The sequence below is a fragment of the Mariniflexile litorale genome, from assembly GCF_031128465.2.
Taxonomy (GTDB): Bacteria; Bacteroidota; Bacteroidia; order Flavobacteriales; family Flavobacteriaceae; genus Mariniflexile; species Mariniflexile litorale.
The window spans coordinates 1,720,130-1,746,174 of the sequence record NZ_CP155618.1 but is presented as its reverse complement, the minus strand read 5'-3'; the positions used below and the strand labels follow the sequence as shown (position 1 = coordinate 1,746,174).

General features: G+C 32.7%; 29 protein-coding genes and 1 tRNA gene. 17 read left to right on the top strand and 13 right to left on the bottom strand.

Annotated elements, in window-relative coordinates; all coding sequences use genetic code 11:
- Positions 1-360: 360 nt before the first annotated feature.
- The 11 genes from QLS71_RS07425 (at position 361) to QLS71_RS07375 (ending at position 9,120) form a co-directional block, all read left to right on the top strand.
- Positions 361-1,620: a site-specific integrase gene (locus QLS71_RS07425; RefSeq protein WP_308991666.1), complete on the top strand. Its 1,260-nt coding sequence runs from the start codon at positions 361-363 to the stop codon at positions 1,618-1,620.
- 16 nt (positions 1,621-1,636) lie between these two features.
- Complete coding sequence (locus QLS71_RS07420; protein ID WP_308991667.1) at positions 1,637-2,380, top strand: hypothetical protein; 744 nt, start codon at positions 1,637-1,639, stop codon at positions 2,378-2,380.
- Between the two features lie 110 nt (positions 2,381-2,490).
- Complete coding sequence (locus tag QLS71_RS07415) at positions 2,491-2,823, top strand: helix-turn-helix domain-containing protein (RefSeq protein ID WP_308991668.1); 333 nt, start codon at positions 2,491-2,493, stop codon at positions 2,821-2,823.
- A 14-nt stretch (positions 2,824-2,837) separates the two neighbouring features.
- A complete protein-coding gene (locus tag QLS71_RS07410) occupies positions 2,838-3,137 on the top strand; it encodes a hypothetical protein (RefSeq protein ID WP_308991669.1) in 300 nt (99 codons plus the stop codon).
- 4 nt (positions 3,138-3,141) lie between these two features.
- Positions 3,142-4,293, top strand: coding sequence for an AAA family ATPase (locus QLS71_RS07405; protein WP_308991670.1), 1,152 nt, complete (start codon positions 3,142-3,144; stop codon positions 4,291-4,293).
- Between the two features lie 231 nt (positions 4,294-4,524).
- Positions 4,525-4,827 (top strand): hypothetical protein, encoded by a 303-nt coding sequence (locus QLS71_RS07400; RefSeq protein WP_308991671.1) that lies wholly within the window; start codon positions 4,525-4,527, stop codon positions 4,825-4,827.
- A 355-nt stretch (positions 4,828-5,182) separates the two neighbouring features.
- A complete protein-coding gene (locus tag QLS71_RS07395) occupies positions 5,183-6,220 on the top strand; it encodes a serine protease (RefSeq protein ID WP_308991872.1) in 1,038 nt (345 codons plus the stop codon).
- An 18-nt stretch (positions 6,221-6,238) separates the two neighbouring features.
- A complete protein-coding gene (locus QLS71_RS07390) occupies positions 6,239-6,421 on the top strand; it encodes a hypothetical protein (RefSeq protein WP_308991672.1) in 183 nt (60 codons plus the stop codon).
- A gap of 149 nt (positions 6,422-6,570) precedes the next feature.
- A complete protein-coding gene (locus QLS71_RS07385) occupies positions 6,571-7,314 on the top strand; it encodes a hypothetical protein (protein WP_308991673.1) in 744 nt (247 codons plus the stop codon).
- Between the two features lie 193 nt (positions 7,315-7,507).
- Positions 7,508-8,509 (top strand): DUF262 domain-containing protein, encoded by a 1,002-nt coding sequence (locus QLS71_RS07380; protein ID WP_308991674.1) that lies wholly within the window; start codon positions 7,508-7,510, stop codon positions 8,507-8,509.
- Positions 8,509-9,120, top strand: a complete 612-nt coding sequence (locus QLS71_RS07375; protein WP_348636613.1) for a hypothetical protein — start codon at positions 8,509-8,511, stop codon at positions 9,118-9,120. The genes QLS71_RS07380 and QLS71_RS07375 overlap by 1 nt, the downstream gene beginning before the upstream one ends.
- 199 nt (positions 9,121-9,319) lie before the next feature.
- Here the strand turns inward: QLS71_RS07375 and QLS71_RS07370 are convergent.
- The 3 genes from QLS71_RS07370 to QLS71_RS07360 form a co-directional block, all read right to left on the bottom strand.
- Positions 9,320-9,393, bottom strand: a tRNA-Ala gene (locus QLS71_RS07370).
- A 6-nt stretch (positions 9,394-9,399) separates the two neighbouring features.
- On the bottom strand, positions 9,400-10,194 hold the full coding sequence (locus QLS71_RS07365) for a universal stress protein (RefSeq protein WP_308991676.1): 795 nt from the start codon (positions 10,192-10,194) through the stop codon (positions 9,400-9,402).
- Between the two features lie 287 nt (positions 10,195-10,481).
- Positions 10,482-11,123: a 2OG-Fe(II) oxygenase gene (locus tag QLS71_RS07360; RefSeq protein WP_308991677.1), complete on the bottom strand. Its 642-nt coding sequence runs from the start codon at positions 11,121-11,123 to the stop codon at positions 10,482-10,484.
- Positions 11,124-11,237: 114 nt separating this feature from the next.
- Between QLS71_RS07360 and QLS71_RS07355 the strand changes: the two genes are divergently transcribed.
- Positions 11,238-11,690 (top strand): 6-carboxytetrahydropterin synthase, encoded by a 453-nt coding sequence (locus QLS71_RS07355; protein WP_308991678.1) that lies wholly within the window; start codon positions 11,238-11,240, stop codon positions 11,688-11,690.
- 150 nt (positions 11,691-11,840) lie between these two features.
- The gene (locus tag QLS71_RS07350) at positions 11,841-12,596 is read left to right on the top strand and encodes a UDP-2,3-diacylglucosamine diphosphatase (RefSeq protein WP_308991679.1); all 756 of its coding nucleotides are present in this window, start codon (positions 11,841-11,843) and stop codon (positions 12,594-12,596) included.
- A 5-nt stretch (positions 12,597-12,601) separates the two neighbouring features.
- On the opposite strand, the gene QLS71_RS07345 is transcribed toward QLS71_RS07350, so the two are convergent.
- The 9 genes from QLS71_RS07345 to QLS71_RS07305 all read right to left on the bottom strand — a co-directional run bounded on the left by QLS71_RS07345 (position 12,602) and on the right by QLS71_RS07305 (position 21,542).
- Positions 12,602-13,867, bottom strand: coding sequence for an MFS transporter (locus QLS71_RS07345; protein WP_308991680.1), 1,266 nt, complete (start codon positions 13,865-13,867; stop codon positions 12,602-12,604).
- 5 nt (positions 13,868-13,872) lie between these two features.
- A complete protein-coding gene (gene recJ / locus QLS71_RS07340) occupies positions 13,873-15,564 on the bottom strand; it encodes a single-stranded-DNA-specific exonuclease RecJ (RefSeq protein ID WP_308991681.1) in 1,692 nt (563 codons plus the stop codon).
- A 36-nt stretch (positions 15,565-15,600) separates the two neighbouring features.
- Positions 15,601-16,023 carry an OsmC family protein gene (locus QLS71_RS07335; protein WP_308991682.1) on the bottom strand — a complete coding sequence of 141 codons (423 nt, stop codon included), beginning with the start codon at positions 16,021-16,023 and terminating at the stop codon, positions 15,601-15,603.
- Positions 16,024-16,231: 208 nt separating this feature from the next.
- Positions 16,232-17,242, bottom strand: a complete 1,011-nt coding sequence (locus QLS71_RS07330; protein ID WP_308991683.1) for a dipeptide epimerase — start codon at positions 17,240-17,242, stop codon at positions 16,232-16,234.
- 480 nt (positions 17,243-17,722) lie between these two features.
- Positions 17,723-18,292 (bottom strand): uracil-DNA glycosylase family protein, encoded by a 570-nt coding sequence (locus QLS71_RS07325; protein WP_308991684.1) that lies wholly within the window; start codon positions 18,290-18,292, stop codon positions 17,723-17,725.
- Positions 18,293-18,305: 13 nt separating this feature from the next.
- Complete coding sequence (locus tag QLS71_RS07320; RefSeq protein ID WP_308991685.1) at positions 18,306-18,650, bottom strand: HopJ type III effector protein; 345 nt, start codon at positions 18,648-18,650, stop codon at positions 18,306-18,308.
- Between the two features lie 79 nt (positions 18,651-18,729).
- Positions 18,730-20,094: an NAD(P)/FAD-dependent oxidoreductase gene (locus QLS71_RS07315; RefSeq protein ID WP_308991686.1), complete on the bottom strand. Its 1,365-nt coding sequence runs from the start codon at positions 20,092-20,094 to the stop codon at positions 18,730-18,732.
- Positions 20,095-20,133: 39 nt separating this feature from the next.
- Positions 20,134-20,808 (bottom strand): 16S rRNA (cytidine(1402)-2'-O)-methyltransferase, encoded by a 675-nt coding sequence (gene rsmI / locus QLS71_RS07310; protein WP_308991687.1) that lies wholly within the window; start codon positions 20,806-20,808, stop codon positions 20,134-20,136.
- Positions 20,808-21,542, bottom strand: coding sequence for a hypothetical protein (locus QLS71_RS07305; RefSeq protein WP_308991688.1), 735 nt, complete (start codon positions 21,540-21,542; stop codon positions 20,808-20,810). Before QLS71_RS07305 ends, rsmI begins: the two co-directional genes overlap by 1 nt.
- Before the next feature lie 108 nt (positions 21,543-21,650).
- Between QLS71_RS07305 and QLS71_RS07300 the strand changes: the two genes are divergently transcribed.
- The 4 genes from QLS71_RS07300 (at position 21,651) to QLS71_RS07285 (ending at position 24,994) form a co-directional block, all read left to right on the top strand.
- Positions 21,651-22,298 carry a thymidine kinase gene (locus QLS71_RS07300; protein WP_308991689.1) on the top strand — a complete coding sequence of 216 codons (648 nt, stop codon included), beginning with the start codon at positions 21,651-21,653 and terminating at the stop codon, positions 22,296-22,298.
- Positions 22,291-23,400 (top strand): alanine racemase, encoded by a 1,110-nt coding sequence (alr, locus tag QLS71_RS07295; protein WP_308991690.1) that lies wholly within the window; start codon positions 22,291-22,293, stop codon positions 23,398-23,400. Before QLS71_RS07300 ends, alr begins: the two co-directional genes overlap by 8 nt.
- 70 nt (positions 23,401-23,470) lie before the next feature.
- Positions 23,471-23,872 carry a large conductance mechanosensitive channel protein MscL gene (mscL, locus tag QLS71_RS07290; RefSeq protein WP_308991691.1) on the top strand — a complete coding sequence of 134 codons (402 nt, stop codon included), beginning with the start codon at positions 23,471-23,473 and terminating at the stop codon, positions 23,870-23,872.
- A 132-nt stretch (positions 23,873-24,004) separates the two neighbouring features.
- On the top strand, positions 24,005-24,994 hold the full coding sequence (locus QLS71_RS07285; RefSeq protein WP_308991692.1) for an aspartate-semialdehyde dehydrogenase: 990 nt from the start codon (positions 24,005-24,007) through the stop codon (positions 24,992-24,994).
- A 60-nt stretch (positions 24,995-25,054) separates the two neighbouring features.
- Here QLS71_RS07285 and QLS71_RS07280 read toward each other — a convergent pair whose 3' ends face one another.
- Complete coding sequence (locus QLS71_RS07280; protein ID WP_308991693.1) at positions 25,055-26,011, bottom strand: M20/M25/M40 family metallo-hydrolase; 957 nt, start codon at positions 26,009-26,011, stop codon at positions 25,055-25,057.
- Positions 26,012-26,045 lie beyond the last annotated feature (34 nt).

Below are 26,045 nucleotides of genomic sequence, written 5' to 3'. Positions count from 1 at the left end.
ACATTAAAATGCTTTTGTAAGATTTTCGTATAGATTATTATTTTAAAAACAAAAACTGCTTTTTATAGCTTTTTTGAAAAACATATTTAATTATACACTGGAAGTAAAATAAAAAAACGCATCTGCTATTATAAACAGATGCGTTTTTAAGTGGAGAAGATGGGATTCGAACCCACGACCTCTTGACTGCCAGTCAAGTATTACGCTATTTGTTAATTACCTTTTTTTTACCTAAACATTAATAAAACCAAGTATTTAAAGCAAATATACTATTTGTTTGTTAATCGCTGTTATATGTTTATTAATATATTTTTTCTGCAAATATTCTGCAAATGATTATATTTACAGAAATTAAATCAAATGAGCGAAAAAATAAAGGGTTACAAAATTTCCATACGTTTAGATATTCGACGAAAAAAAGAGACTCAAAAATATCCAGTTAAATTAAGAGTTTACGGAAAGCAAACGCAGATTGAAAAATGGTACGCCTTGGATATTGATTTGACCGAAAAACAATTTGATACTATTTGGACTAATCCAGACAACAAAAATTTAAGAGGCTCAAATAATGAAACACGCTTAAAACTTCAAGCTATTGAAACTAGAGCAAATAAAGAAGCTGAACAAATGACGGTTTTTGATTTTGCAAAATTTGAGGCTAAACTATTTCGTAAATCCACAGACCAGAGCAATGTTAAATATCACTTTGATTTAGTCATTCAGAAAAATTTAAAGAATAATAAAATCGGTACGGCTGAAAGCTATAAATACACGCTCAACTCATTAGCGGATTTCAGCGAAAACCAAAAGAAATGCAATATTGAAAAATTATCTTTTAATACTATTACCGTAGACTGGTTAAATGAATATCAAAACTTCATGCTATCAAATGGAAAGAGCTATACAACGATAGCGATTTATACAAGAACCCTCAGAGCTGTTTTTAATAATGCTATTGAAAGCAACGATATAATTAAAGATATTTATCCTTTTGGGGAAAAGAAATTTAAGATACCACAAACACGGAAAGTAAAAAAGGCTTTAAATGCTGAACAGCTAAAGACTTTGTTTAATGCTGAGGTTACAAATGAGAACGAACAGCAAGCCAAAGATTTTTGGTTTTTTAGTTACGCTTGCAACGGAATGAATTTAAAAGATATTTCGTTATTAAAATACTCAGACATCAAAGAAGATAGATTCAATTATTACAGAGCTAAAACCTTTGACAAAACAGCTAAAAAGACAGCTATCACAATTCATTTAACGGAATACACAAAAAGTATTATTTCAAAGTATGGCAATGAAAATAAAGACGGTTTTGTATTCAGTATTATAGCTCTTGAAGATTCCAGCCAAACCCAATACAATAAAATTAAAAACTTTACTCGATTAATTAACGACCATATCAAAAGAATAGCCAAAGCAAACGATTTACCAGCCGATATTTCAACGTACTGGGCTAGACATTCATTTGCTACTCAATCAATCCGCAGCGGTGTTAGTATGGAGTTTATTAGTGAAGCTTTAAACCATAGCGACCTCAGCGTAACTAAAAATTATTTTGCTGGGTTTGAAGATGAAGCAAAAAAGGAGTTCGCTAATAATTTGATGAACTTTTAATACTTAAAAAAAGGCAATGATTACAAATTCAGAAAACACGAACCATCTTACTACCAGCGAATACAGGAAAACATATTTTGAAACAAATAAAACGTTGATATTTCCTTATGCATGCATGGAGTTAATGAATGAATATTTTGAAATTAAACGAGATAGATTTCTTAAAGATGCTAAAGAACAGTTACAACCTAACTACAATCAAAAAAATGAAATTAAAATATTCATAAAAAAAGAAATTAAAGAGTTTAAAGAATACCGTAATCAAAAAAAGGAAGTAATACAAAATTCTATTTTAGAAAAAACACGTGAAAAAATATCTTTAAAACAAAAGCGATACATTAATTTCTTAAAAGAGCAATTAATCAAACTCGAACAGCTTAATGACAGTAATAGTGAGTTAGCAAAAGAGCAACTTTTTGAAGAGCAAAATAAATTAATACCGAAAGTAGCTATAAAGGATGTGTATAATCATTTTGAAACATTAATTAAAACAACGAATAAAAATAACGAGTTCTATTTGACAAATAAGCAACTGTTAATTTTCATAAAAACCACTTTCATCGATTTAGAGCCTCAGATACAAGATTTTAATTGCAAAGGTTTTATAAAGAAAAACATTAGAAAAGTATTTTTTGATTTCTACTTTAACAGTAAGAATAAAGAATCAAATCAAACAAGTTTAAAGCGTAAATACTTCAACATTATGAATGATGCTTTTAATGGATTTAATGAAAATGATTATACAGATTTCGCAAAATAAAACCTTAAAACAAACCTACTAAACCTAGAAACAGCCCCGAAACCCTCTAACTATTTCCATCCCCGAAACAAACATATACCTATGCAGTAAACAATTAAAAAATTACTGTAATGGAAACACTAAGATTTGAGCAACTACCTAATATAGTTGCAACCCTTACAAACGAGGTGAGAGAATTAAAAGCCTTACTACTTAATAAGACTGGAGATAAACCCGAAATTGAAACGCCTTTAAACATTAAGGAAGTTTCAAAGCTCACGGAATTAAGCGTACCCACTTTGTACGGTTATGTACAACGTAACGAAATACCATTCTACAAAAAAGGTAATCGTTTAAAATTTTTCAAAACTGAAATTATCGATTGGATTAAGACTGGCAAAGCTAAAACTCTTAAAGAGATTGAAGCTGAGGCGGATATGTGTTTATCTAACATAAGAAAATAAAAAAAGGCTGCAACATGGATAACCACAATAAACAGCCTAAGTCTTTGAACGGACAGGGCGAAGTTACAAAAAAAACTACTAACGTATTATTTATTAAAGAAGTACAGGAAACTTTATCTTTTGAACGCATGATGTTTGAGTGTAGTCGCATTACTGGACATGATGAAAACGGGAATCATCTACAAACTTGTGAGGGAAACTATAAAGTTTATTGGCATAACGGTAAACTTAGTTTTGACAGACCTTTAAAGCTTGAACCCTTTGTATCTCCTTTTAAAAATTTACCCCTCAATCCATTGGATGTAAAAATATAAAACAATGGATAGCGATACCGATTTTTTAAAAAAAGCCCCTCATAAATCCGATTATGAATTATTGGAGAATTTAACTCCAGAGGCGATACACGACCAGAAAATTAAAGAACACGAACTAAAGCGGCTTAAATACAAAATCGATGTAAAGGAAGTTATACCACCGCCCCAAATTGCTTACAGCTTAGCAAATACAAAAACGGACGGTTTCGCAATACTGGGAACGCTTGGAAATTTTAGCCTTGTAATAGGTAAAGCAAAAAGCCGTAAATCGTTTTACATTAATATAGCGGTATCGGCGGCATTAAGTAAAGACACAATACTTGAACTATTTAAAAGCCATTTACCACCACTACAAAACGAAGTGGTATATTTTGATACAGAACAAGGAAAGTACCACGTACAAAAGGCTGTTAAAAGGATTTGCACGCAGATTAAACAGGCAGAACCAACGAACTTACACGTTTTCTATTTAAGAAGCTTAACGCCGTCGGAACGTCTGGAGTTTATCGAAAATGAAATTTACAGTAATGATAAAATAGGGTTCGTCGTGATTGATGGTATTAAAGATTTAGTTACCTCAATAAACGATGAAGAACAAGCCACGAACGTAGCCAGTAAGTTATTAAAATGGACTGAGGAACGCAATATACATATCGTTACCGTACTGCATCAAAACAAGAGCGATACAAACGCCCGTGGTCATATTGGGACAGAGCTAATAAATAAAGCTGAGACGGTCTTAGAAGTCGCCAAAGCTGAAAACGATAATGATATTTCAATAGTAACGCCGTTGCAATGTAGAGATATAGAACCAGAGCCGTTTGCCTTTGAAATAAACGAGTATGGTCTTCCAGTATTCGCCGAAAACTACGAAGCACGAACAGAAACCAAAAGCACCAAATTTGATGTTTCAGATTTAGAAGACTTTAAAAAGTTTCAATTATTGAATGAGGTGTTTTCAAACGGCACAAGCTTTAGTTATTCTGAATTGGTTATACAGATAGGTTTAGCGTATAAAAACCAAATTAAAACAGCCATAGGCACGAATAGAACAAAGCTGTTAATTACTGATTGCAAAAATAACAATTGGTTACTTCAAGAAAAAGCAAAAGGACATTACACGCTTGGAGAGTACAACCATAAGAAAATGTTTTAAGCCTATCGGTTTAATTCATTCTTTTAATTGCCGTTTTATCGGTTTAGTTTAAGCGTATATATACGCTATTAAACCGTTAAACCTTGGATATATGGTTTAATAAACTGGTTTAAACCGTAAACCGATGAATTAAAAAAAATGCTTAAATAATAAACTAAAGTAGATTAAAATAGAATGTCCTAATAGACGATAATTAAAATAGAAAAAAATTAAACATAAAATTTCAAAATCATGGCAAACAACACTGGACAAAAATTTGGAGGGCGTACAAAAGGAACAGCCAATAAGCATTCAAACGAAATAAGACAAAAATTCCAGTCATTAATAGAAGACAACTTAGAAGTATTACAGGCTGATTTAAATAAGCTAAAACCCTTTGAACGTGTTAAGGTAATCATCGAATTAGGAAAGTTTGTTATGCCAACACTAAAAGCAATTGAAATACAAAATGATGATATTAAACCAGAAAGACCTAAATTTGTTTTTATAAATAGACGAGACCCGAAAATAATTGACGCTGCAGAAAAGCCATAATTAAAAAGTTTCCTATTAATTGGGAGCTCGTAATAATAATCTATTTAATAATTTATCTGGTTTTAAACCAAATATAAATTTGAAGTTTTTATTGATATTTATTTCTTAATTCCGAAGAAATAATAACACTCTAAGAGTTTAATAAATTGAACTAAACTAATGATTAACCATTGTGTAGAATAAAGGTTCTTTATTAGTTTCTAATTTTTCTTCGGAAGATCCTCGCACACAAATCACTCAGCTTTCAATACACTAACCGAAAGAAAAAACAACAAAATATAACATTATGTAAAAATAATTATTACTTTTAACTAAACCAAAATTAGCCAGCTTATTTGCTGGCTTCTGATTTTATATCGAAAATCCTAACAAACAAGAAAAACATATGTTAAATGACAGATTAGAACTTTATAAAGATTTAGAACAAAAAAGAAATTCTAAATTATTAGTTTATGTTACAAGTGATAGACCAAATTTAGGAACACAAATAGCATCTGACATCTTAAGTCCATTTACGGAACATTTGGATAAAATAGGAGATGTCGATAAAATCACTCTTTTGCTTTATACTAGAGGTGGAAATACTCTTACTGCATGGACATTAGTAAATCTAATTAGAAATTTTTGTGATGACTTTGAAGTTATTATACCTTTTAATTGCCATAGTGCAGGTACATTAATATCATTAGGTGCTAATAGAATAGTAATGACAAAACAAGCTACATTAGGACCTATTGACCCAAGTGTGAATGGTCCATTAAACCCTGCCATTCCAGGAACAAATAATCCTAACGCAAGAGTTCCTGTAAGTGTTGAATTTGTGGATTCTTATTTACAAATGGCTAAAAGCGAACTAGGTATTAACGACCAAAAAGGTCTATCGGACATATTAATTGATTTAACCAAACATATTCATCCGTTAACATTAGGTCAAGTTTATAAATCTAAAACACAGATTAAGATGTTAGCAAAAAAACTTCTTGCAAACCATGAAATTGAGCAAGAACACGAAGATGCTGTAATTAAATTTTTATGCTCAGAATCGGGTTCTCACGATTATACTATGCACAGGAAAGAAGCTAAAAATCTTGGATTGAATATAGAAAAGCCTAATATGGAATTATATACTTGTATTAAGTCAATATATGATGACATAGAAAAAGAGCTTGAATTAAGGACACCTTTTGAACCAAATGTGCTTTTGGGTAATCAAAATCAATCTGCGTATCAACTAAGAAGAGCGATTATTGAAAGTGTTGAATATGGTTGTGATGTTTTTGTAAGTGAAGGCATATTAAATAGACACGTTATTCAACAACCAAATCAACCGCAACAGACAACAATTCAAGACAATAGAACGTTTGAAGGTTGGAGGCAAGAAAAATTAAATTAAATTTATATATTTGCAACAATGGAAACAGGAACAAAAAATACAGGTTATACAGCTACGTCAGCAATTTTTGACACAACTGCTATCGAAAGTCCCTATTACGAAACATCTTCAATAAAAGGAACTTTAATAGATGAAATGAAAAACAATCTATTGATTATAGACGAACCCATTTTAATAAAAACAGAAGTTATTTTAGAATAAATACCGTTTACAACATTGTTTAAAATTAATAGCGGTTTCGATTTTTATCGGAGCCGTTTTTTTGTTTATTAAAGTAAGTGTTTAAACCGAAAAATTAGTGTTTTATTCCACTACTATTCATACATAACCGTTATAAGTAATTTGTATAAATGTTAGAAAAAACATCAGAATTAAAAATAAAACAGGTCTTAATTGAAATATCAAAGTATAATTCTGAAGAAATTTTATCTGAAATCTTAAAGAACTCAGATTTCGAATTCAATTATACTGGTTTAATTCAAGGGGATCGGGAGATATTCAATATAAATGTTCACATAGAACCAAAGGTTTTCTACAAATATTTAGACACCAAAAACCTCATTGAAAACGATTTAAGAAAAAGAATAAACGAGATAAGTCAAATTTTAGTTAAACAAATAAGAGTAATACCTGACAATTCAAAAGTAAGTACTAGAAAATTTGAAATCAGATCAGTTTATACCGAATGGGAAGAAATTAATTCGTCACAATTAAAGTTAATAGAACTTTTTGAAAAAAGTAATGATTCCATTGATTATCAAAACATTGGAAATGCCTCAAGAATCATTATGGAAAAAATTGCTCTTCAGGTTTTTGACTCTGAAATACATATTCCCGAAAACTCAGAGACCGACATAAGAAAAGGGAAATTTAAAAATCAGCTTCGTACCTTCTTAGAATATGAATTAAAAGGTAAAAAAAATCAACAGCTTAGAAAAGTAAGCCAATCATCGATCGACCTTGTTTGCAGTTCAATTGATATTATGAATGTTACAACACATAAACTTGATGCTGAGAAAAAATTCGCCGAACTCTGTGTAGTGTCAACGATAAACTTGATTAACATAATAAAAATAATTCTCGATATTGAATAATCTGCTTACATCAAAATATAAAAAAAAAGCTTAGTTTTATACTTAATCAAAGGTTAGTTTGCTTTTGTTAGCTTCTGATTTTCTTCCGAAAAATCTTTGCATACAAAACCACACTATTCTTATACGTATAAACGCTAGTTGCAAGCTTAAAATAATACTAACATTACTAAATCAATTACTAAATATAATAATAATGGAAAGAGTAGACTATCAATCTTTGATAATTCAAGACTTAGTAAATTTAGATGCAAAAGGAGAATTAAATAAATCACCTTGGTATCAGAGAAGATCTGTATGGCTTCCAAGTCAAAAATCATATTTATTAAACACCATTTTTGAGAAAAAACCAATACCCGCACTCTATCTCAGGCATTCAATTGATTTAGATAAGGGTATCAGTATTAAGGAAGTGGTTGATGGACAACAACGAACTAGAGCTTTATTGGAATTTTACGACAACAAATTTACCGCAAGACATCCAGAACATCAAAATAAAATAAAATTTAGCGATTTAAAGAACAGCCAAAAAGAAAGTTTTCTATTGACCGCCATTCCAGTGGGCTTCTTATTGGGAGCAACTGACTCCGATGTAATAGACATTTTTGCAAGAATTAACTCGGTATCTAAAACTTTAAATTCACAGGAAAAGAGGAATGCTAATTTCAGTGGAGAATTTAAGCAGCTTTCAGTTAGCGAAGCTACAGCACGAACTGAATTCTGGAAAGAATACAAAATATTTTCAGCAAATAGCATAGCAAGAATGGATGAGGTTCAATTTACTAGTGATGTAATAATGAACATAGCCGAACCCCTATCATCATATAGCGCAGGGAAGCTTACGAAATATTATGAGAAGCACGATGATGATTTTCCAAAAAGGGATGACGTGCAAAAAAAATTAATAAGAATATTTGATACACTTGTATCGATAAAACCAGAAGTAATTCGAGATACAATATTTAATCGCTCTCCAATTTTATTTTCATTAATAATTTCCCTAGATAATATTAAAAAACATTCAATTGAAAAAATTGAATCTGGTCTAATCGAAATAGATTTAAGATTTGATTCTGACATTCCTGTTTCGAAAAGAGAAAAAGAAGATATTGACTTTTATAATGCTTGCTCAGCCACAACACAAAGTCTTGAAAATCGAAAAACCCGTGTTAACTACATTACGAAATATATTAGTTAATGCCGACGGTTAGTCTTAACGTTACATATACGAAGAAGCTGTCCGAAATAAACAAACTTCAAAACTATGTTTTGAATTCATCCAGTCTTTCGGCCAAATATCAGCATTTCATTAGTGAAGTGGTGATGTTACGTTTATTTTCTGTTTTGGAAACCTCAATTTCGGAATGTGCATTTAAACTAGCTTGTGGAGCTAATTATAGGAGTGGTGTCTCTCCTATTCTTCTTCATAATTGTAGAAGTATGGTAGACGCGCACTCTAATATGTTAACAATGGGAAGAAGGCGTCCTGCAATATATCTTAAATGGACTCGTGCAGATTTTATTGAATATAGTATTAAAAATGTTTTGGATACTCGTGATTCATTTTATCGAAATATTAGCTATCATAGTCTTCTGATTGATGAGATGCGGGTGGTTCGCAATCATATAGCACACGGCACTAGCTCTACTAGATTGGACTATTATCGTGTTCTGACAAGATTATATGGAGGTAATCCTCGACTGATGATGGGAGCTTTTTTAACTTCTAAAACCCGACATACTAATCCGAACATTATGCGTTATATTCAAGTTTCTAAAATAATTATAAACGATATAACAGCCGGATAGTCAGCAGCTAACTTAAGAAGTCCTTTATATTGGCTGCCCTTTTCAATTTAAAATATATAGAGACATGAATAATTTTCAAAAACTAAACATATAATATTACAAATTTTAAAACCCTCTAATTGCTAATAATTCTGCAAATATTCTGCAAATGAATAAAATAAAAAAGCCTTCAATTTCTTGAAAGCCTTATTAACACTTGTGGAGAAGATGGGATTCGAACCCACGACCTCTTGACTGCCAGTCAAGCACTCTAGCCAACTGAGCTACATCCCCAGCTAATTATTTTAATTCGCTTAATACTAAAACAGGTAAGCTACTGTTAAAATCTTTTTTATAAATTTGGTTTTTCTCCCATTTCTTCATGAAAAACCCTCTTTTTCGTCTTACTACACAAAGCATATCTGGATTATGTAATTTGTAATGCTCTAAAACTCCATAGTAGGTTGTTGGATTATCAGAATAAATAGTATCTGTCACTAAACTAGATAGTTCTTCATTCATATCAAAATCACCTTCATTATAATAAGGTGTTTTAACTAGAAGTAAGTTTACTACCGCTTTAAAATTATCTTTTACAGCTTTAAGCGGCACTAGTACATTTTCTTTTTTAATTACAGCCGACTTTACAGCCATTAAAATAGTTTCGATAGGTTTAAAAACATAACCTTCAGGAATTATTAAAGTAGGCATAACAGTCTGTTTAACAATTTTACCAGAGGTTTTTCCTAAAAACAAATTGTCATCTTCAGAATAAATTCTTGGTTCAATTAAAATTAAATCAATTTCTGCTGCTTTGCAAACCAACTCTATGGTGTCAATAAACTTTCCTTTAAGGGCTCTTACAACAAGTTCAACATTTTTGGTATCAACTTTAGAAACCAAATCGTTTAAATAATTAAGCGTATCTTCTTCTAAAATATGATCAATTTTTATCATCGTGCCTGCTTTCGTATACACATTATATACTTGAACTACATAAAGTTTCGCTCCAAAAGCTTGAGCAAAATCTACAGCATATTGTAAATTGCTTAATGCGTTTTCTGAAGCTCCAACAGGTACTAAAATATTTTTCATGTGGCCATTAATTTCAATGCAAAAGTAAGTAATTAAATGAATTGCATAAAACTCTGCGCAAATATAGACGAAATTAAAATGTAATTTTAAAAATTATCACACATTAATCAACCAATAAAAACATCCTTTTTGTTAGTATGAATTTATATGACAAATATTTTTACATTTGTGTTTTAAAATCAACAACTATGGATGTTTTAAGTTTTATAAGTGGCAACGGTTTATTTCTGGTTTTAGCCCTTGTTTTAATAATTGTTTATTTAGTAAACCGAAGAAAAAAGCGTTAACTAACGTGTTTTTAACCAACCTGTTATACTTAAACGTTCCGTATTTACGGGTTTTACTTCGTGTTCAATAATCTGGCTTTCAAAAATAACCACACGCCCGGGAAATGGATAAATAACATTTTCAACTTCCTTGTCATTTTCATTTAAATACAACACCAACTCGCCACCGTTTTCAGGTAACCAACCATCTTCATTCAAATAACAAACAAACGATAATTTGCGTCTGTCATCATTTTGAAATGTATCAATGTGTCTTTTGTAATAAGTATTTTTTGGATAAATAGCATAATGAAACTCTTTATGTAAAATACCCATAAAGCATGTTCTATTTAAATAGCTAACCAATTCATTTATCTTATTAAAGAACAACAATTCACTTGTATCTGCTTTAGCTTCCTCCATCCACAAAATAACATCGCCTCTAATAGATTTCACAATGATTTCGTTCACTCTATTACCTATAGCAGCTTTCTTAAAAGCGTCCTCTTCATACTTTTCTAAAAGCGATTGTCTTAAAATGTTAACTTCTTCATCTGAAAAAAAGTTTTCTATAATACTAAATTGCTGTTTCCCTATATCAGAAATTATCTGCTCATAAAGGTCATTCTCAACAAAATCAATAGCCTCAAAAAGATGACTCATAACGACTTCATTTACATTAGCATATAAGAAAAAATGCTAATTATTGGCCAAATGTAATCTAAAAACAAATTGCTTTTACAAAACCCTTATCTTTGTGTTTTAAATTTATCCTTAATGAGTTTTATTCGCATCACAAAACTATTCTCTTTCGAAACCGGTCACGCCCTTTACGGATACGATGGCAAGTGCAAAAATGTACATGGTCACAGTTATAAACTCTCTGTAACCGTTATTGGCAAACCTATTTCCGATAGTAAAAACGTGAAATACGGTATGGTTATAGACTTTGGCGACTTAAAAAAAATAGTGAAAGAAGATATTGTAAATGTATTCGACCATGCCACCGTTTTCAACAAAAACACACCACATGTGGAACTTGCCAAAGAACTTGAAGACAGAGGTCATAATGTTTTGCTTGTCGATTACCAACCCACCAGCGAAATGATGGTAATTGATTTTGCAAAAAAAATAAAGCGTCGTTTACCAGAAAACATCGAGTTGCATTCTCTAAAACTTCAGGAAACCGAAAGTTCGTTTGCCCAATGGTTTGCTTACGATAATAATTAGAGCGTTAGCACAAGGGTCGGGCTTTACGCTATATCTTTTTTTCGTACCTCAAAAAAGGATGCCGCTTCAATCCCTAACGCACCTATTAACGATGTATAGTTATAAAACAAATATTCGTGCATTCGTGGCTAATTTATTTATATTTACCCCATGAATATTCCACAAGGAAAAAAAGTATATTTTGCCTCCGATAACCACCTCGGGGCACCTACAGCTGAAGCGTCACGCCCTCGCGAAAAAAAATTTGTTGCTTGGCTAGACAGCATTAAGCACGATGCCGCTGCTATCTTTTTAGTAGGTGATTTGTTCGATTTTTGGTTTGAGTACAAAACCGTCGTACCCAAAGGGTTTACTAGAACACTAGGTAAACTAGCCGAAATCTCCGACTCTGGAATTCCAATTTACTTTTTTGTTGGTAATCATGATTTATGGATGAATGGATATTTTCAAGAAGAATTAAACATACCCGTTTACCACAAGCCCAAAGAATTTATCTTTAACAACAAAACCTTTTTTATTGGTCACGGCGATGGTTTAGGGCCACACGACAAAGGCTACAAACGCATGAAAAAGGTATTTACCAATTCGTTTTTTAAATGGGTTTTTAGGTGGGTACATCCTGATATTGGCGTTAAAATAGCACAATACTTATCGGTTAAAAACAAATTAATTTCAGGTGACGATGATGCTGAATTTCTGGGTGAAGACAAGGAGTGGTTGGTGCAGTATTCCAAAGAGAAATTAAACGAAAAACATTATAATTATTTTGTATTTGGACACCGCCACCTGCCTTTAGAAATTAAACTTAATGAGCATTCAAAATACATCAACTTGGGCGACTGGATAGGATATTATACTTATGGTGTCTTTGACGGTGAAAATCTTGAATTGAAAGAATACAAATAAAAGTTTTAGTCTTTATTATGATCCTCCAAATCCTTTGTTAAATCTAATTTTCTAAATGAAGGTGATACAATACCTGTGGTAACAACGGTAATTAAAGTCATCGTACCTCCAAAAACCACTGCAGTTACCGCTCCCATCAACTTGGCAGTAACCCCACTCTCAAAAGCACCTAACTCATTAGAAGACCCCACAAACATTGAGTTTACAGATGATACACGCCCACGCATATGATCGGGTGTTTTAAGTTGTAAAATGGTTTGACGTACCACCATAGAAACCCCATCGGTAACCCCACTAAAAAACAAGGCCATTACCGAAACCCAAAATATTGTAGACAATCCAAATACAATAATACAAACGCCAAAACCAAAAATAGCAGCTAACAATTTCATACCCGCATTTTTACTAATAGGAATATAAGCCGTAATTAACATCGTTATAAATGCGCCTACAGCAGGTGCTGCTCGCAACACACCAAAACCTTCACTTCCTACTTTTAAAATATCTTGTGCAAATATGGGTAAAAGCGCAATGGCACCTCCAAATAATACTGCAACCATATCGAGAGTCATAGCCCCCAAAACTGCCTTAGTTTTAAATACAAACCGCACACCTTCTTTCAAACTTTCTATAACAGGCTCTCCTATTTTAGGATTTAAAATAGGTTTTCGTTTTATCTGTAATAAAATAAAAAAGGACAAAATTATCAACCCGAAAATAATGCAAAGCGACCAATGCACTCCAATCCAACCAATAAAAAACCCACCAAAGGCAGGTCCTAAAACCGATGCCATTTGCCAAGTAGAACTGTTCCAAGTAGCCGCATTGGGATATGCTTTTTTGGGCACAATTAATGCTACTAACGAGAATATGGTGGGTCCAAAAAACGAACGTAAAAAACCACCAAAAAACACCAAAGCATAAATACTAAATAGAATGGTTTGTGTAGACCAATCTCCAACAATTTTAGGCCATGTTAATAAAAATAACCCAAAGCTAATTATAGAAAAAGCTGCAATGCAAAGTGCTAATAGATTACGTTTTTCTTTTTGATCTACAATATGTCCTGCAAATAATGCCATGGTAAAAGCTGGAATAATTTCCATAAGTCCAATAATACCTAATGAAAGCGGATCTTTTGTTAAACTATACACTTCCCACTCTATCACAATAAATTGCATAGACCAGCCAAAAACAAGTACAAAACGTACTAATAGAAAAATGTTGAATTCCTTAAAGCGTAGGGCTGCATATGGGTCTGTTTTTGCCATAGCTTCTATTCTTTAATATCTCGCAGCTTTAATTGTAAACTTACATTTCCTTGCCATTCGTTTTCATCAATAGTATAAGCAGCTTCAAATGGTTTTTTGTTTGAAACTAAATCAAACTTATCTCCCATACTAAACCCTATAGCTACCAAACTTTTAGATTGTGGTTGAGTAACGGTTATTCTTAAATGCGTTTTATCTTCCCCTACACATTTTGCGTAACCTGTATCAACCAAATTATCTGTCGTAAAAACAGGCGTCATATTATTAGGTCCAAAAGGTGCAAATTGACTTAAAATGCGATAAAATTTAGGAGTAATGTCCTCCAAATTTATTTTAGCATCAATTTTAATTTCGGGAGTTAAAAGATTTCTATCGATTGTTTTGGAAACCACATCTTCAAAAGCTTGTTTAAAGGCTTCATAATTTTCTTCTAAAAGTGTTAAACCCGCAGCATATTTATGACCTCCAAATTGTTCTATATGTTCACTACAGGCTTCTAACGCATTATATACATCGAAGCCCTTTACCGAACGCGCCGAAGCAGCTAATCTATCGTTACTTTTAGTAAACACCAAAGTAGGTCGGTAATAGGTTTCTGTTAATCTAGAAGCCACAATACCAATAACCCCTTTATGCCATTCGGGGTGATACACCACAGTGGTAAGGCGGTTTTGTTCTTTATGCTCTTCAATTTGTTTCAGCGCTTCTTCTGTGATTTGCTTATCTGTTTCTCTTCTTTCAAGATTGAAATCATTAATTTCAGCAGCATATTTGGCAGCCAAATCGTTTTCCTCTTCTGTTAACAACCTTACAGCAAAATTACCATGTTCCATACGTCCCGCAGCGTTTATTCTAGGTGCCACTACAAAAACCACATCGGTAATCGTCAATTCTGTTTTATCAACTTGGTTTAGAATCGCTTTGATGCCTGGTCTTGGATTCGTGTTTATAACTAACAAACCAAAATATGCTAACACCCTGTTTTCACCATCAATAGGTACAATATCTGCACCAATGGCTGTAGCTACCAAATCCAAATAACCCATTAAATCTTCAGTCGTTTTCCCTTCTTTTTGGGCTAGTGCTTGAATTAATTTAAAACCTACACCACAACCACATAGCTCTTTGTATGGATAAGTACAATCTTCTCTTTTAGGATCTAAAACCGCAGCTGCATCTGGAATGGTATCGGCTGGTCTGTGATGGTCACAAATAATAAAATCAATTCCTAATTCTTTAGCGTAATCGACTTTATCCACCGACTTAATTCCACAATCTAAAGCAATTATAAGTGTGAAATTATTTTCTAAAGCAAAATTGATTCCTTTGTATGAAATACCATAACCTTCATCGTACCTATTAGGAATGTACGTGTAAACTAAATTATATTTTGATTTTAAATAAGACGACATGAGTGCTACTGCGGTAGTGCCATCTACATCATAATCGCCATAAACTAAAATATTTTCTTGATTAGCCATGGCTTTTTCAATTCTAGCCACCGCTTTATCCATATCTTTCATTAAATACGGATCATGCAAATCGTCTAGACTTGGTCTAAAAAACGTTTTCGCATCTTCATAAGTCTCAATACCACGTTGAATTAATAATGTTGCCACTACTTCATCTACTTGAAGTGCTTTTTGTAATACTTCAATTTTTTCAGATTCAGGTTTGGGTTTTAATGTCCAGCGCATCTATTTAATTTAAAGTTGAAAGTTGGCTATTAAACTTTATTTATTATGAAAATGCGTTTCTATTGTTAGTTCAGCAAACTGACGAAACATTTCCATAACACCACAATATTTTTCAACTGATAGATCGACTGCTTTTTGAAGTTTCTTTTCACTTAAATTATCACCATAAAAATGAAAATGCATGGCAACTTTATCATAAAATTTAGGATGCTCTTCGGTAAGGTTTGCGTCAATGTCTATTTTAAAATTGGCAACATCTAATTTCATTTTTTTAATTAGCGATGCCACGTCTAAACCTGAACAACCTGCTAAAGCCGATAGCATCAATGCTTTGGGTCGATATCCCTCACCAAGACCATCATTTTCTGGTCCTGCATCAATAAATAAATTATGTCCTGATGGATTGGTACTTTCAAACTTCATGTTACCCAACCAAGTTGTTGTAATAGTATTTGTCATTTTTTAAACTATTTTATTACTTAAAGCTTCCAAAAATACGTATTAATTCTTCAAAAAAAGCATCCAATCTTATTTGTTGTATACTTACAAACGAGCTAAAAAGTTGAAAATATTCTATTTAAATATTTTTATTTTATAAAATCTATTCAGAATGATTAGACGTAGCATTTGGTAGGTTCATTACTTTTATGTGAATCAAAAAAAAACTCTAAATTAATGCAGCACCCGTTCCATTTAAATTACCATAAGTTGTAATACCGTTTTTTAGCGTAATACCTGTTGCTATATCCTTATCTAAAAGTAAGATCCCGTCCATGTCTACATAATCTAGAAGGGGAAGTAAATGTGCGATTGCCGAAATACCCACCGAAGATTCCGTCATACACCCCACCATCGTTTTCATGTGCAGCTCTTTAGCGTGAACTAACATGCGTCTTGCAGGTGTTAAGCCACCACATTTTACTAATTTTACGTTTATGCCATGAAAGTGATTGTAACATTTAGCAACATCGGCTTCTACTTGACAACTTTCATCAGCGATAACTGGTAGTACTGATTTTTGATACACTTCTTTATGCCCTTCCCAATCATCGGCTTTTAAAGGTTGTTCTAAAAATTCAACCCCAAGTTCTCTTAAGACTTTGGCATTTTTAATGGTTTCATGAACCGTCCAACCGCCATTGGCATCAATTCTAAAAATGGCGTTTGTGTGTTTTCGCAATTCGGTAACAATTTTAATATCCTCTTTAGTGCCTAACTTAATTTTATAAATAGGCCATGACAACTCCTTCATTTTAGAAATCATTTTCTCAATAGAATCGATACCAATGGTATAGTTTGTTAACGGGTTGTTTGAAACATCATAACCCCAAAGTTCATATAGTTTTTTGCCTTGTTTTCGAGCGTATAAATCGTTGTAAGCTTGGTCTAATGCACATAAAGCAAACATGTTTTGTTTTAAATGCGGATGCATCTGTTTCCAGAATTCTTCGGGTGTGGATTGCGTTGCGATTTCAATTATGGATTGTAAAGCTATTAAATCGTCCATCATTTTTTGAACAGTAACATGGTAATATGGATTGGAAGTTGCTTCCCCAAAACCTGAAAAACCACTTGATTTTAATTCTACAATTAATGTGGGTTGCTCATTGTACGATTGCCTAGAAATTGAAAATGTATGTTTTAATTTTAAATTGAACGACCTTAAAATAATTTCCATAAAAACCTTTGTATGATTGATGAAAGTTAATGAAATTATAGGATTTGATGATATTTGTGATTGTTATTTTTTGCCACTAATGCACGAATGGTTTTTAATTGAGCTTGTGGGTATAAGTGGGTTGACTGTACAAAAAAGGGGCGAATTTCTTCCATTTGATTAACATTATCTAAACAACCACTATTTAGAATGAATTGGAGCTCGTTATTTAAATTAAATAAAAATAGTGTTTTGTAAATTTGATTATTCTTTAACTGTTTCAGTTCGAGACTTAGATATTAAAAATTATGGAACTAAAATGGGGAATTATTACAATCTCAATAATAATAGTTGTAGAGTCATTTAGAATTATTAGAATCTTAATACTTAATAAAATTGATCATTCAAAAATTGAATCTATTGGAAATTATGAAAAAAAATCTAAAAGCATATACTCATTTTTATGGTTTTGGAAAAAAAAACAACACCAATTGAAACTAATTATAATAACTTTTCAACTCTACTCCTTAACTCCGGCAACACCTCAACCTCAAACCAAGGATTCTTCGTCAACCAAAACCGATTGCGTGGTGATGGATGTGGCAATGGCAAATACTTTGGCAAATAGTCTTTAAAATTAGCAACTGTTTCGGTTAGTGTTTTCTTTGCTTGTTTTCCTAAATAATAGTTTTGTGCGTACATGCCAATTAAAATAACCAATTCCACATTTGTTAAGTGTTCTAACAAAGGTTTATGCCATTGTGGGGCACATTCGGGTCGCGGTGGTAAATCACCCGTTTTTCCTTTTCCAGGATAACAAAACCCCATAGGTATGATGGCTATTTTGGTTTCGTCGTAAAACACTTCTTCTGTCACGTTTAGCCAATCACGTAAGCGATTCCCACTAGCGTCGTTCCAAGGAATACCAGTGTTATGCACTTTAATTCCCGGCGCTTGCCCAATGATAACAATTTTAGCATGGGGATGTGCAGTCACAATGGGTCTCGGACCTAAAGGCAAGTGTTTTTCGCAGATGGAACATTGTCTTATATTTAGTAACAAGTCTTGCATCTGAAACAAAAAACTATTTAAGTTTTAATGGTTCGCCTTCAAAAACCAACCCTTCAAAACCTATTTTCATAAAGTTTCTAATGTTTTGATGCCCTGTACCATTGAGATCTTTTAAAACATCATCAAAATAAAATTTCCCGAAACACGCTAATGTTTCTTCTTTTGTAAAAGCTTGCAGTTTTGCAAAGGCAAATAATTTACATGAACCTGAATTTTCACCGGCATTGTTCTGCAATTCACCATTTTTAAAAGCGGTTGGTGTAAACTCGTAGTTTGATTCTATAACACCCATCGTTTCTGAAAACTCCATACTGTTTGGTGTGTCTTTTAATTTTTGTTTAAATATTTCTAAAGTCATTGTTAATAAATCTTATTTGTTTTACCCGAATTATATGTTGATGCTGGTTTATTAGAATTTGGAGAAGGTCTTGCATCGCTTAGTCTGTATCCTTCAACATACTTTTTAAATCGCTACTGTAAGAAGGATATGTAAACATTTGCTTTTTAAATTGTAAAACGGTCATTTTTTGTTGAATAGCCATTGAAAAAACATTGATAGTTTCATTTGCCTCCGAACTTAACAAATGTGCTCCAACAATAACATTTGTTCGTTCATTAACCAGAATTTTATAGGCGTATACAGGATTGTTTTCTTTCTTAGCATTATACCAAGCACTGGCATCTCCTTGGTATATTTTTATATTTTTGAAGCGTTTTTGAGCCTCTTCTTCGGAATACCCAACACTTGAAAGCTTCGGATTTGTAAACACCGTTGATGGAATACAAGGCACATCAAACTTTTTAGAATTCGCTTTGAGGATATTATTACCCACAACATAACCTTGTAAACCCGACAGCGGTGTTAAAGGAAGTGATTTGCTACTTACATCACCACAGGCATAGATATGAGGGTTAGAGACACTTTGTAAAAAATCATCAACTAAAACACCACTTTTATCAAATTTCACATGGGCTTTTTCCAGCTCAAGCAGTTCAATGGATGGCACTCTTCCTGCGGTATTAAAAACTTTACTTGATTTAATAGATTTCTCTTTTCCGTCTAATAAATAGTTAACTTTTAAGTTCTTTTTTAGTTTTTCAACCGAAGTGACTTCCGCATTGAATATAAATCTGATTCCCATAGTTTCAAGGTGGGTAACTAATTTATCCACTAAAAAAGCATCAAATTGTTTTAACGGTTTTGAACCATGTTCAATCATTGTTACTTTACTTCCCATGGTAGCCATCATACAAGCAAACTCCATACCTACATAACCGGAGCCAATAAACGTTACCGTTTTTGGTAATTTTTTTAGATTAAGAATATCATCGCTAATACCAAGAAACTCATTACCTGTTATTTTCAATGGTCTTGGAATCATTCCTGTTGCAATCACAAATGTATTGGCAGATATCAATTTACCTTCTACCAAAACCTGATTGTCATTCTGAAATATAGGAGATTGATGGTAATATTCAATTCCCAAATTGGATAATTTTTTTTCAGTACTTAAAGGAATCGCATCAGTAAAGGATGATTTAAATTTCTGTACCTCTTTCCATTTAATCTTTGGAAGCTTTGAAACACCATCACCTATTAAAAGTTGGCTTTTATGAATCAATTCCGTAAACTGTAATAATATTTTTTTTGGATCACAACCTCGTATGGCACAAGTACCTCCAAACGCTCTGTTATCTGCAATTCCCACTTTTAAATTATTTTTCACACACACCTCAGCAGCCGTTTGACCCGCAATTCCAGTTCCGATGACGAAAACGTCATAATGTTTCGTTTCTTCCATTAATTAACTTCTTAATACTTTAATTCGAAGTTAGATTTGTTATTTTGTTTTCCCACCCACCACAATAACAATTTCTCCTTTAGGTGGTTTATTGGTATAATGTTCCAAAACTTCTTTTGCAGTACCTCGTATGGTTTCTTCATATAATTTTGTAAGCTCTCTAGACACTGAAACGTCTCTATCTTCACCAAAATATTCACAAAAATGACCAAGCGTTTTTATTAATTTATGAGGACTTTCATAAAAAATAATGGTTCTTGTTTCTTCAGCAAGTAAAAGCAAACGTGTTTGTCTTCCTTTTTTAACAGGTAAAAAACCTTCAAAAACAAACTTATCATTTGGCAAACCCGAATTAACTAATGCAGGTACAAATGCGGTAGCTCCAGGCAAACAATCTACTTCTATGTCGTTTTCAATACACGCACGTGTTAATAAAAATCCAGGATCGGAAATGGCCGGCGTTCCCGCATCGCTAATTAATGCTACAGTGGTGCCACTTTTTAATTTTTGTATTAAATTTTCAACCGTTTTATGCTCGTTGTGCATGTGGTGCGACTGCATGTGGGTTGAAATTTCATAATGTTTTAATAATTTCCCAGAAGTACGCGTGTCTTCAGCAAGAATTAAATCAACTTCTTTTAAAACCTCAACAGCTCTAAAAGTCATGTCTTTTAAATTTCCAATAGGCGTTGGTACAATGTAAAGTTTACTCATTAATTAAATCTGCTTTCTAAAATTTGAAAGAATCGTTCTTCTACTTCTTCTTTACCAACCCAATTATTGTAATCTGGTTTTACCATATCTATAATAAATTGTTTAGCATTATTAAATGATTGGAAAGTATTTAATTGTGAAATAACACGATCGTAATCTTCATGTTTACCCTCAAATAAATGTTTAATAAAAGCTAATTTATCATTTAGGCCTATGTTTAGTGCCCCTATTTTTAATTTATCATTTAATGATTTTTTTTCATTTGAAATACCATTTTGTAAATGAGGCACAGGGTCGAAAACAGGCATGTCTTTAAAATTCGTCATAAAATCGTCTAACTCATTTTTTTGTTGCAGATTAGCCTCTTCTAAAACAACATCTATATTTTCTGGTTCTTTTGGCATGAATGCTAGCATGTCTTTAATGGTTTCAATACCTGGTTCCATAATATGGTCTTCTTCAATAGCATCCATATTCGTATAAATTTTATCCTCTACTTCAATACTATCACTTATTTTGTTGTTAAAAGCACCGTCTAACATTTCAAAAAAAGAAGAATCGATTCCAATGGTTGGTGCATTATCTTCTAAATTTTCATGAGCAAATTTTAATACTGATAACTTTTCAAAAAGCAACGATGCCTCGGCATGCATTTTAATAACATCTTCTTTTCCTTTTAATTTAAGAATTCTGTGTGCAATACTTATCAATTCAGACTCTAACTTCTTCTTCATTGTTATAAATTTTTTAAATTATTGCTGCCTAGGCTTTTGTTTTTTAATAAATTTACGTCACCTTTATGCAAACCAATAATCACTTTATTTTAGTGTTAAAATTACAAAATGTTTCTCGAAAATACAGTAAATCATAAAGAACAATTTGGATGGATTGAAGTTATCTGTGGCTCAATGTTTTCAGGAAAAACCGAAGAACTTATCCGAAGGCTTAAACGCGCGCAATTTGCAAGACAAAAAGTAGAGATCTTTAAACCTACAATTGATGTGCGTTATAACGAAGACATGGTAGTGTCTCACGATGCCAACCAAATTCGCTCAACACCCGTTCCTGCTGCTGCTAATATTCCTATTTTAGCTGATGGTTGTGATGTGGTTGGCATTGACGAAGCTCAATTTTTTGATGACGAAATTGTACGTGTTTGCAACGATTTAGCCAATAAGGGTGTTCGCGTTATTGTGGCCGGACTTGATATGGATTTTAAAGGCAACCCCTTTGGCCCCATGCCTAGTTTAATGGCTACCGCCGAATATGTTACCAAAGTACACGCCGTTTGTACCAGAACAGGCAATTTAGCGCAATACAGTTACCGGAAATCGAAAAGTGATAATTTAGTTTTATTAGGCGAAGTTGATGAATACGAGCCCTTAAGCAGAGCTGCTTATTATAAAGCTATGACGCGCGACAAAGTTAGAAATATCAAGGTTAATGATGATGATGAAGTGACTGCAAAATCCCAAAATCCCGATGCCTAAAGCTCAAGAAACTGTACTTGAAATCGATTTAAAAGCTTTAAAACATAATTTTGAACATTTAAAATCGAGAATCACCAACAATACTAAATTTATGGCGGTGGTTAAAGCATTTGCCTACGGTAATGACGCTTGTGAAATTGCCTGTTATTTACAAAACTTACCTGTAGATTATTTTGCCGTGGCTTTTGTACATGAAGGTGTAAAACTTAGAAAAGCGGGTATTACCAAACCCATCTTGGTACTGCATCCACAAGCGGCCAATTTTAATATTTTAATAGAAAATTGTTTAGAACCCAATTTATACAATACTAAAATTTTAAATGAATTTATTACAATCGCTTCCGCGGAAAAACTAACCGACTACCCTATTCATATAAAGTTTAACACGGGTTTAAACCGATTGGGGTTTTCTGAAAATGATGTGAATACTATTGCTTTTAGAGTAAAAGAAACTTCTGCCGTAAAAATAAAATCTGTGTTTTCTCATTTAGCAGCAAGCGAAGATTTAAACGAAAGAGATTTCACTATAAGTCAAATAGAAACATTTAAAAAAATCACTGAAGCTATTGCAACGCAAATCGGCTATAAGCCACTGCTTCATATTTGTAATACTTCGGGCATTCTCAACTACCCAGAAGGACATTTTGATATGGTGCGAAGTGGTATTGGACTGTATGGTTTTGGGAATTCAGAAAAAGAAAATAAAAACTTTAAACCTATTGGCACTTTAAAAACCATTATTTCTCAAATACATGACATAGAAAAAGGGCAATCTGTAGGTTACAATCGAGCTTTTAAAACCGATGCCTTTTTAAGAACAGCCACCTTACCTATTGGTCATGCCGATGGTATTGGCAGACAATACGGAAAAGGCAAAGGGTATGTGATAATTAATAAGCAACGGGCTTATATTCTTGGAAATGTGTGTATGGATATGATAATGGTAGATGTTACAAATATTGATTGTAAAGAAGGAGATGAAGTAATTGTTTTTGATTCTAATACCACTGCTGAAAAGTTAGCCGAAACTGCCAACACCATTTCATACGAACTAATAACAGCCATTTCACAACGAGTAAAACGCTCATTTGTTGAGAATTAAGCATTTTTTCAATTAAAATGTGACTTTTTTAGTTATCTTAGGGTCATATAACCATCAAAAACCAATAATTATGCTAAAAGAATTTAAAGAATTTGCAATGAAGGGCAACCTTGTGGATATTGCAGTTGCTTTTGTAATGGGTGCTGCTTTTAACAAAGTAGTCACTTCATTTACTGCTGGAATTGTATCTCCAATAATTGGGTTAATATTTAATTCCAACTTTAATGATTTAAAATATGTTATTACACCAGGAGTTGTTAATGATGCAGGCGAAGTAACTGGTGAAATTGCTGTTCTTTACGGAACTTTCTTAACAAGTTTAATAGACTTTATAATTGTAGCATTCGTTATGTTTATGATTATTAAAGGAATCAATAAGACCAAGAAAAAAGAAGAGCCCGCTCCCGCTACACCAGCAGGACCAACACAAGAAGAATTACTTATACAAATTAGAGATTTACTTAAAAAATAACATTGTGTTAAATAAATAACATTGTGTTATTTGTTGTTAAAAAGACCTCTATTTGAGAAAATAGAGGTCTTTTTGTATGTTTAAAAATGTAATTAATGTCTAATTTTGCTCAAAATTTTAATTTAAACTAATATGAAAGTAGCTGTAGTTGGTGCCACTGGAATGGTGGGTGAAGTGATGCTAAAAGTTCTTGCAGAACGTAATTTTCCTATAACCGAATTGCTATTGGTAGCATCTGAACGTTCCGTTGGAAAAAAATTGACTTATAAAAATAAAGAATATACCGTAATTGGATTGGCTGATGCAGTGGCGGCAAAACCACAAATTGCTATTTTTTCGGCTGGAGGAGACACCTCTTTAGAATGGGCCCCAAAATTTGCAGAAGCTGGTACTACTGTAGTGGATAATTCTTCTGCTTGGAGAATGGATCCTACTAAAAAATTAGTGGTTCCTGAAATTAATGCACATGAATTAACTAAAGACGATAAAATTATTGCCAATCCGAATTGCTCAACCATTCAAATGGTGTTAGCTTTATCACAACTTCATAAAAAATATAAAATGAAACGTGTTGTGGTTTCCACCTACCAGTCGGTTTCAGGTACGGGTGTTAAAGCTGTTAAACAATTAGAAAATGAAATTGCTGGGATTGACGGAGAAATGGCTTATCCTTACCCAATTAGTCGAAACGTAATTCCTCATTGTGATAGCTTTTTAGAAAATGGTTACACTAAAGAAGAAATGAAATTGGCTAGAGAGCCTCAAAAAATATTTAATGACAAAACATTTTCGGTAACCGCTACGGCGGTTCGTGTTCCTACTGCTGGAGGGCATTCAGAAGCCGTAAATGTTCAGTTTGAAAATGATTTTGATTTGGCTGATGTTAGACAAATAATTAGTAGTACGCCTGGAATTATTTTACAGGATAATACCGCAACCAACTCTTATCCCATGCCTATATTGGCGCACGATAAAGATGAAGTCTTTGTGGGACGATTACGCAGAGACGAATCGCAATCTAACACCTTAAACATGTGGATTGTTGCCGATAATTTACGAAAAGGAGCAGCTACAAATGCTGTTCAAATTAGTGAATATTTAATTGAAAATAATTTAGTATAAATACATTAACGGTATTTAGATTAAACAAAAAGCTTCAGATAATCATCTGGAGCTTTTTATTTAATCTTGGTTTATAAAGAAGATAGCCTCATCTGAAGAAGCCTTAGCTAATATGGTTTGAAAAATATATTCACAGACCTCTTTTTCTCCTGGTAAATTAATTAAATCTAATGTGTCTTCTGGAGTATGGTACTGATCGTGACCTCCAGTGTGCATTCCTAAAACTGATATCCCTTTTTTATAAAACGATACATGATCAGACCCTGCTACTGAACCAGAATGAACAATGGGTTGTAGTCCTAAATATTCACCTAATTCTTTCATAAAACGCACTCCGTCTGGAAACGTTCCTGCACCACCCATATACACCTGTTTTTCAGTATTCAATCTCCCGACCATATCCATATTTATCATTAATTTGATTTGAGAAAGCGGTACTAAAGGATGTTCTACAAAATATTTACTACCTAGAAGCCCTTGTTCTTCTGCTCCAAAGGCTATAAACAAAACACTTCTTTTTAACTGTTCTTTATTATTTATGAGTTTTTCAGCAATTTCCAATAAGGCCGCAGTTCCGCTAGCATTATCATCGGCACCGTAATGAATTGTATTTTTCTTCTCCGATTTGGAAGAAGGACCGCCAAGTCCTAAATGATCATAATGTGCGCCTAAAACAATGTACTCATGTTGCAAATCTGGGTCATTCCCTTTAATAAAACCAACAACATTCCACGTTTTTACTATTGGTTGTTTTTTTACTCCTTTTTCTACTCGCAAGGCTACCTCAAAAACTTGCTTATAATCCTGATTAAAAGCTTCCAATCCTATTTCTTTAAATGCCTCTATCAAATATTTAACAACACGCTTATTTGCTTTTCCTCCAGGATATCGCCCTGCATTCTTTTCAGAAGTTAAAAATTCAATATGGTCTTTAATCTCAGTTTCAGTAATTTCAGCCTGAGAAAATAGTGTAAAGCTACTTAGTGTTAATAATAAAATAATAAGGGGTCTCTTCATAATCAATCATTTTAAAAAATATTTCAAAGATAAA

Excerpts from the sequence above, each read along its gene's own strand:
- QLS71_RS07380 (WP_308991674.1), top strand. The coding sequence starts at position 7,508 with ATGGAAAGAGTAGACTATCAATCTTTGATAATTCAAGACTTAGTAAAT.
- alr (WP_308991690.1), top strand. The coding sequence starts at position 22,291 with ATGCCTAAAGCTCAAGAAACTGTACTTGAAATCGATTTAAAAGCTTTA.
- rsmI (WP_308991687.1), bottom strand. The coding sequence starts at position 20,808 with ATGAGTAAACTTTACATTGTACCAACGCCTATTGGAAATTTAAAAGAC.
- QLS71_RS07375 (WP_348636613.1), top strand. The coding sequence starts at position 8,509 with ATGCCGACGGTTAGTCTTAACGTTACATATACGAAGAAGCTGTCCGAA.
- QLS71_RS07285 (WP_308991692.1), top strand. The coding sequence starts at position 24,005 with ATGAAAGTAGCTGTAGTTGGTGCCACTGGAATGGTGGGTGAAGTGATG.
- QLS71_RS07345 (WP_308991680.1), bottom strand. The coding sequence starts at position 13,867 with ATGGCAAAAACAGACCCATATGCAGCCCTACGCTTTAAGGAATTCAAC.
- QLS71_RS07365 (WP_308991676.1), bottom strand. The coding sequence starts at position 10,194 with ATGAAAAATATTTTAGTACCTGTTGGAGCTTCAGAAAACGCATTAAGC.
- QLS71_RS07355 (WP_308991678.1), top strand. The coding sequence starts at position 11,238 with ATGAGTTTTATTCGCATCACAAAACTATTCTCTTTCGAAACCGGTCAC.
- QLS71_RS07400 (WP_308991671.1), top strand. The coding sequence starts at position 4,525 with ATGGCAAACAACACTGGACAAAAATTTGGAGGGCGTACAAAAGGAACA.
- QLS71_RS07390 (WP_308991672.1), top strand. The coding sequence starts at position 6,239 with ATGGAAACAGGAACAAAAAATACAGGTTATACAGCTACGTCAGCAATT.
- QLS71_RS07360 (WP_308991677.1), bottom strand. The coding sequence starts at position 11,123 with ATGAGTCATCTTTTTGAGGCTATTGATTTTGTTGAGAATGACCTTTAT.
- QLS71_RS07305 (WP_308991688.1), bottom strand. The coding sequence starts at position 21,542 with ATGAAGAAGAAGTTAGAGTCTGAATTGATAAGTATTGCACACAGAATT.
- QLS71_RS07280 (WP_308991693.1), bottom strand. The coding sequence starts at position 26,011 with ATGAAGAGACCCCTTATTATTTTATTATTAACACTAAGTAGCTTTACA.
- QLS71_RS07315 (WP_308991686.1), bottom strand. The coding sequence starts at position 20,094 with ATGGAAGAAACGAAACATTATGACGTTTTCGTCATCGGAACTGGAATT.
- mscL (WP_308991691.1), top strand. The coding sequence starts at position 23,471 with ATGCTAAAAGAATTTAAAGAATTTGCAATGAAGGGCAACCTTGTGGAT.
- QLS71_RS07415 (WP_308991668.1), top strand. The coding sequence starts at position 2,491 with ATGGAAACACTAAGATTTGAGCAACTACCTAATATAGTTGCAACCCTT.
- QLS71_RS07405 (WP_308991670.1), top strand. The coding sequence starts at position 3,142 with ATGGATAGCGATACCGATTTTTTAAAAAAAGCCCCTCATAAATCCGAT.
- QLS71_RS07420 (WP_308991667.1), top strand. The coding sequence starts at position 1,637 with ATGATTACAAATTCAGAAAACACGAACCATCTTACTACCAGCGAATAC.
- recJ (WP_308991681.1), bottom strand. The coding sequence starts at position 15,564 with ATGCGCTGGACATTAAAACCCAAACCTGAATCTGAAAAAATTGAAGTA.
- QLS71_RS07320 (WP_308991685.1), bottom strand. The coding sequence starts at position 18,650 with ATGACTTTAGAAATATTTAAACAAAAATTAAAAGACACACCAAACAGT.
- QLS71_RS07410 (WP_308991669.1), top strand. The coding sequence starts at position 2,838 with ATGGATAACCACAATAAACAGCCTAAGTCTTTGAACGGACAGGGCGAA.
- QLS71_RS07425 (WP_308991666.1), top strand. The coding sequence starts at position 361 with ATGAGCGAAAAAATAAAGGGTTACAAAATTTCCATACGTTTAGATATT.
- QLS71_RS07300 (WP_308991689.1), top strand. The coding sequence starts at position 21,651 with ATGTTTCTCGAAAATACAGTAAATCATAAAGAACAATTTGGATGGATT.
- QLS71_RS07385 (WP_308991673.1), top strand. The coding sequence starts at position 6,571 with ATGTTAGAAAAAACATCAGAATTAAAAATAAAACAGGTCTTAATTGAA.
- QLS71_RS07325 (WP_308991684.1), bottom strand. The coding sequence starts at position 18,292 with ATGCAAGACTTGTTACTAAATATAAGACAATGTTCCATCTGCGAAAAA.
- QLS71_RS07335 (WP_308991682.1), bottom strand. The coding sequence starts at position 16,023 with ATGACAAATACTATTACAACAACTTGGTTGGGTAACATGAAGTTTGAA.
- QLS71_RS07330 (WP_308991683.1), bottom strand. The coding sequence starts at position 17,242 with ATGGAAATTATTTTAAGGTCGTTCAATTTAAAATTAAAACATACATTT.
- QLS71_RS07350 (WP_308991679.1), top strand. The coding sequence starts at position 11,841 with ATGAATATTCCACAAGGAAAAAAAGTATATTTTGCCTCCGATAACCAC.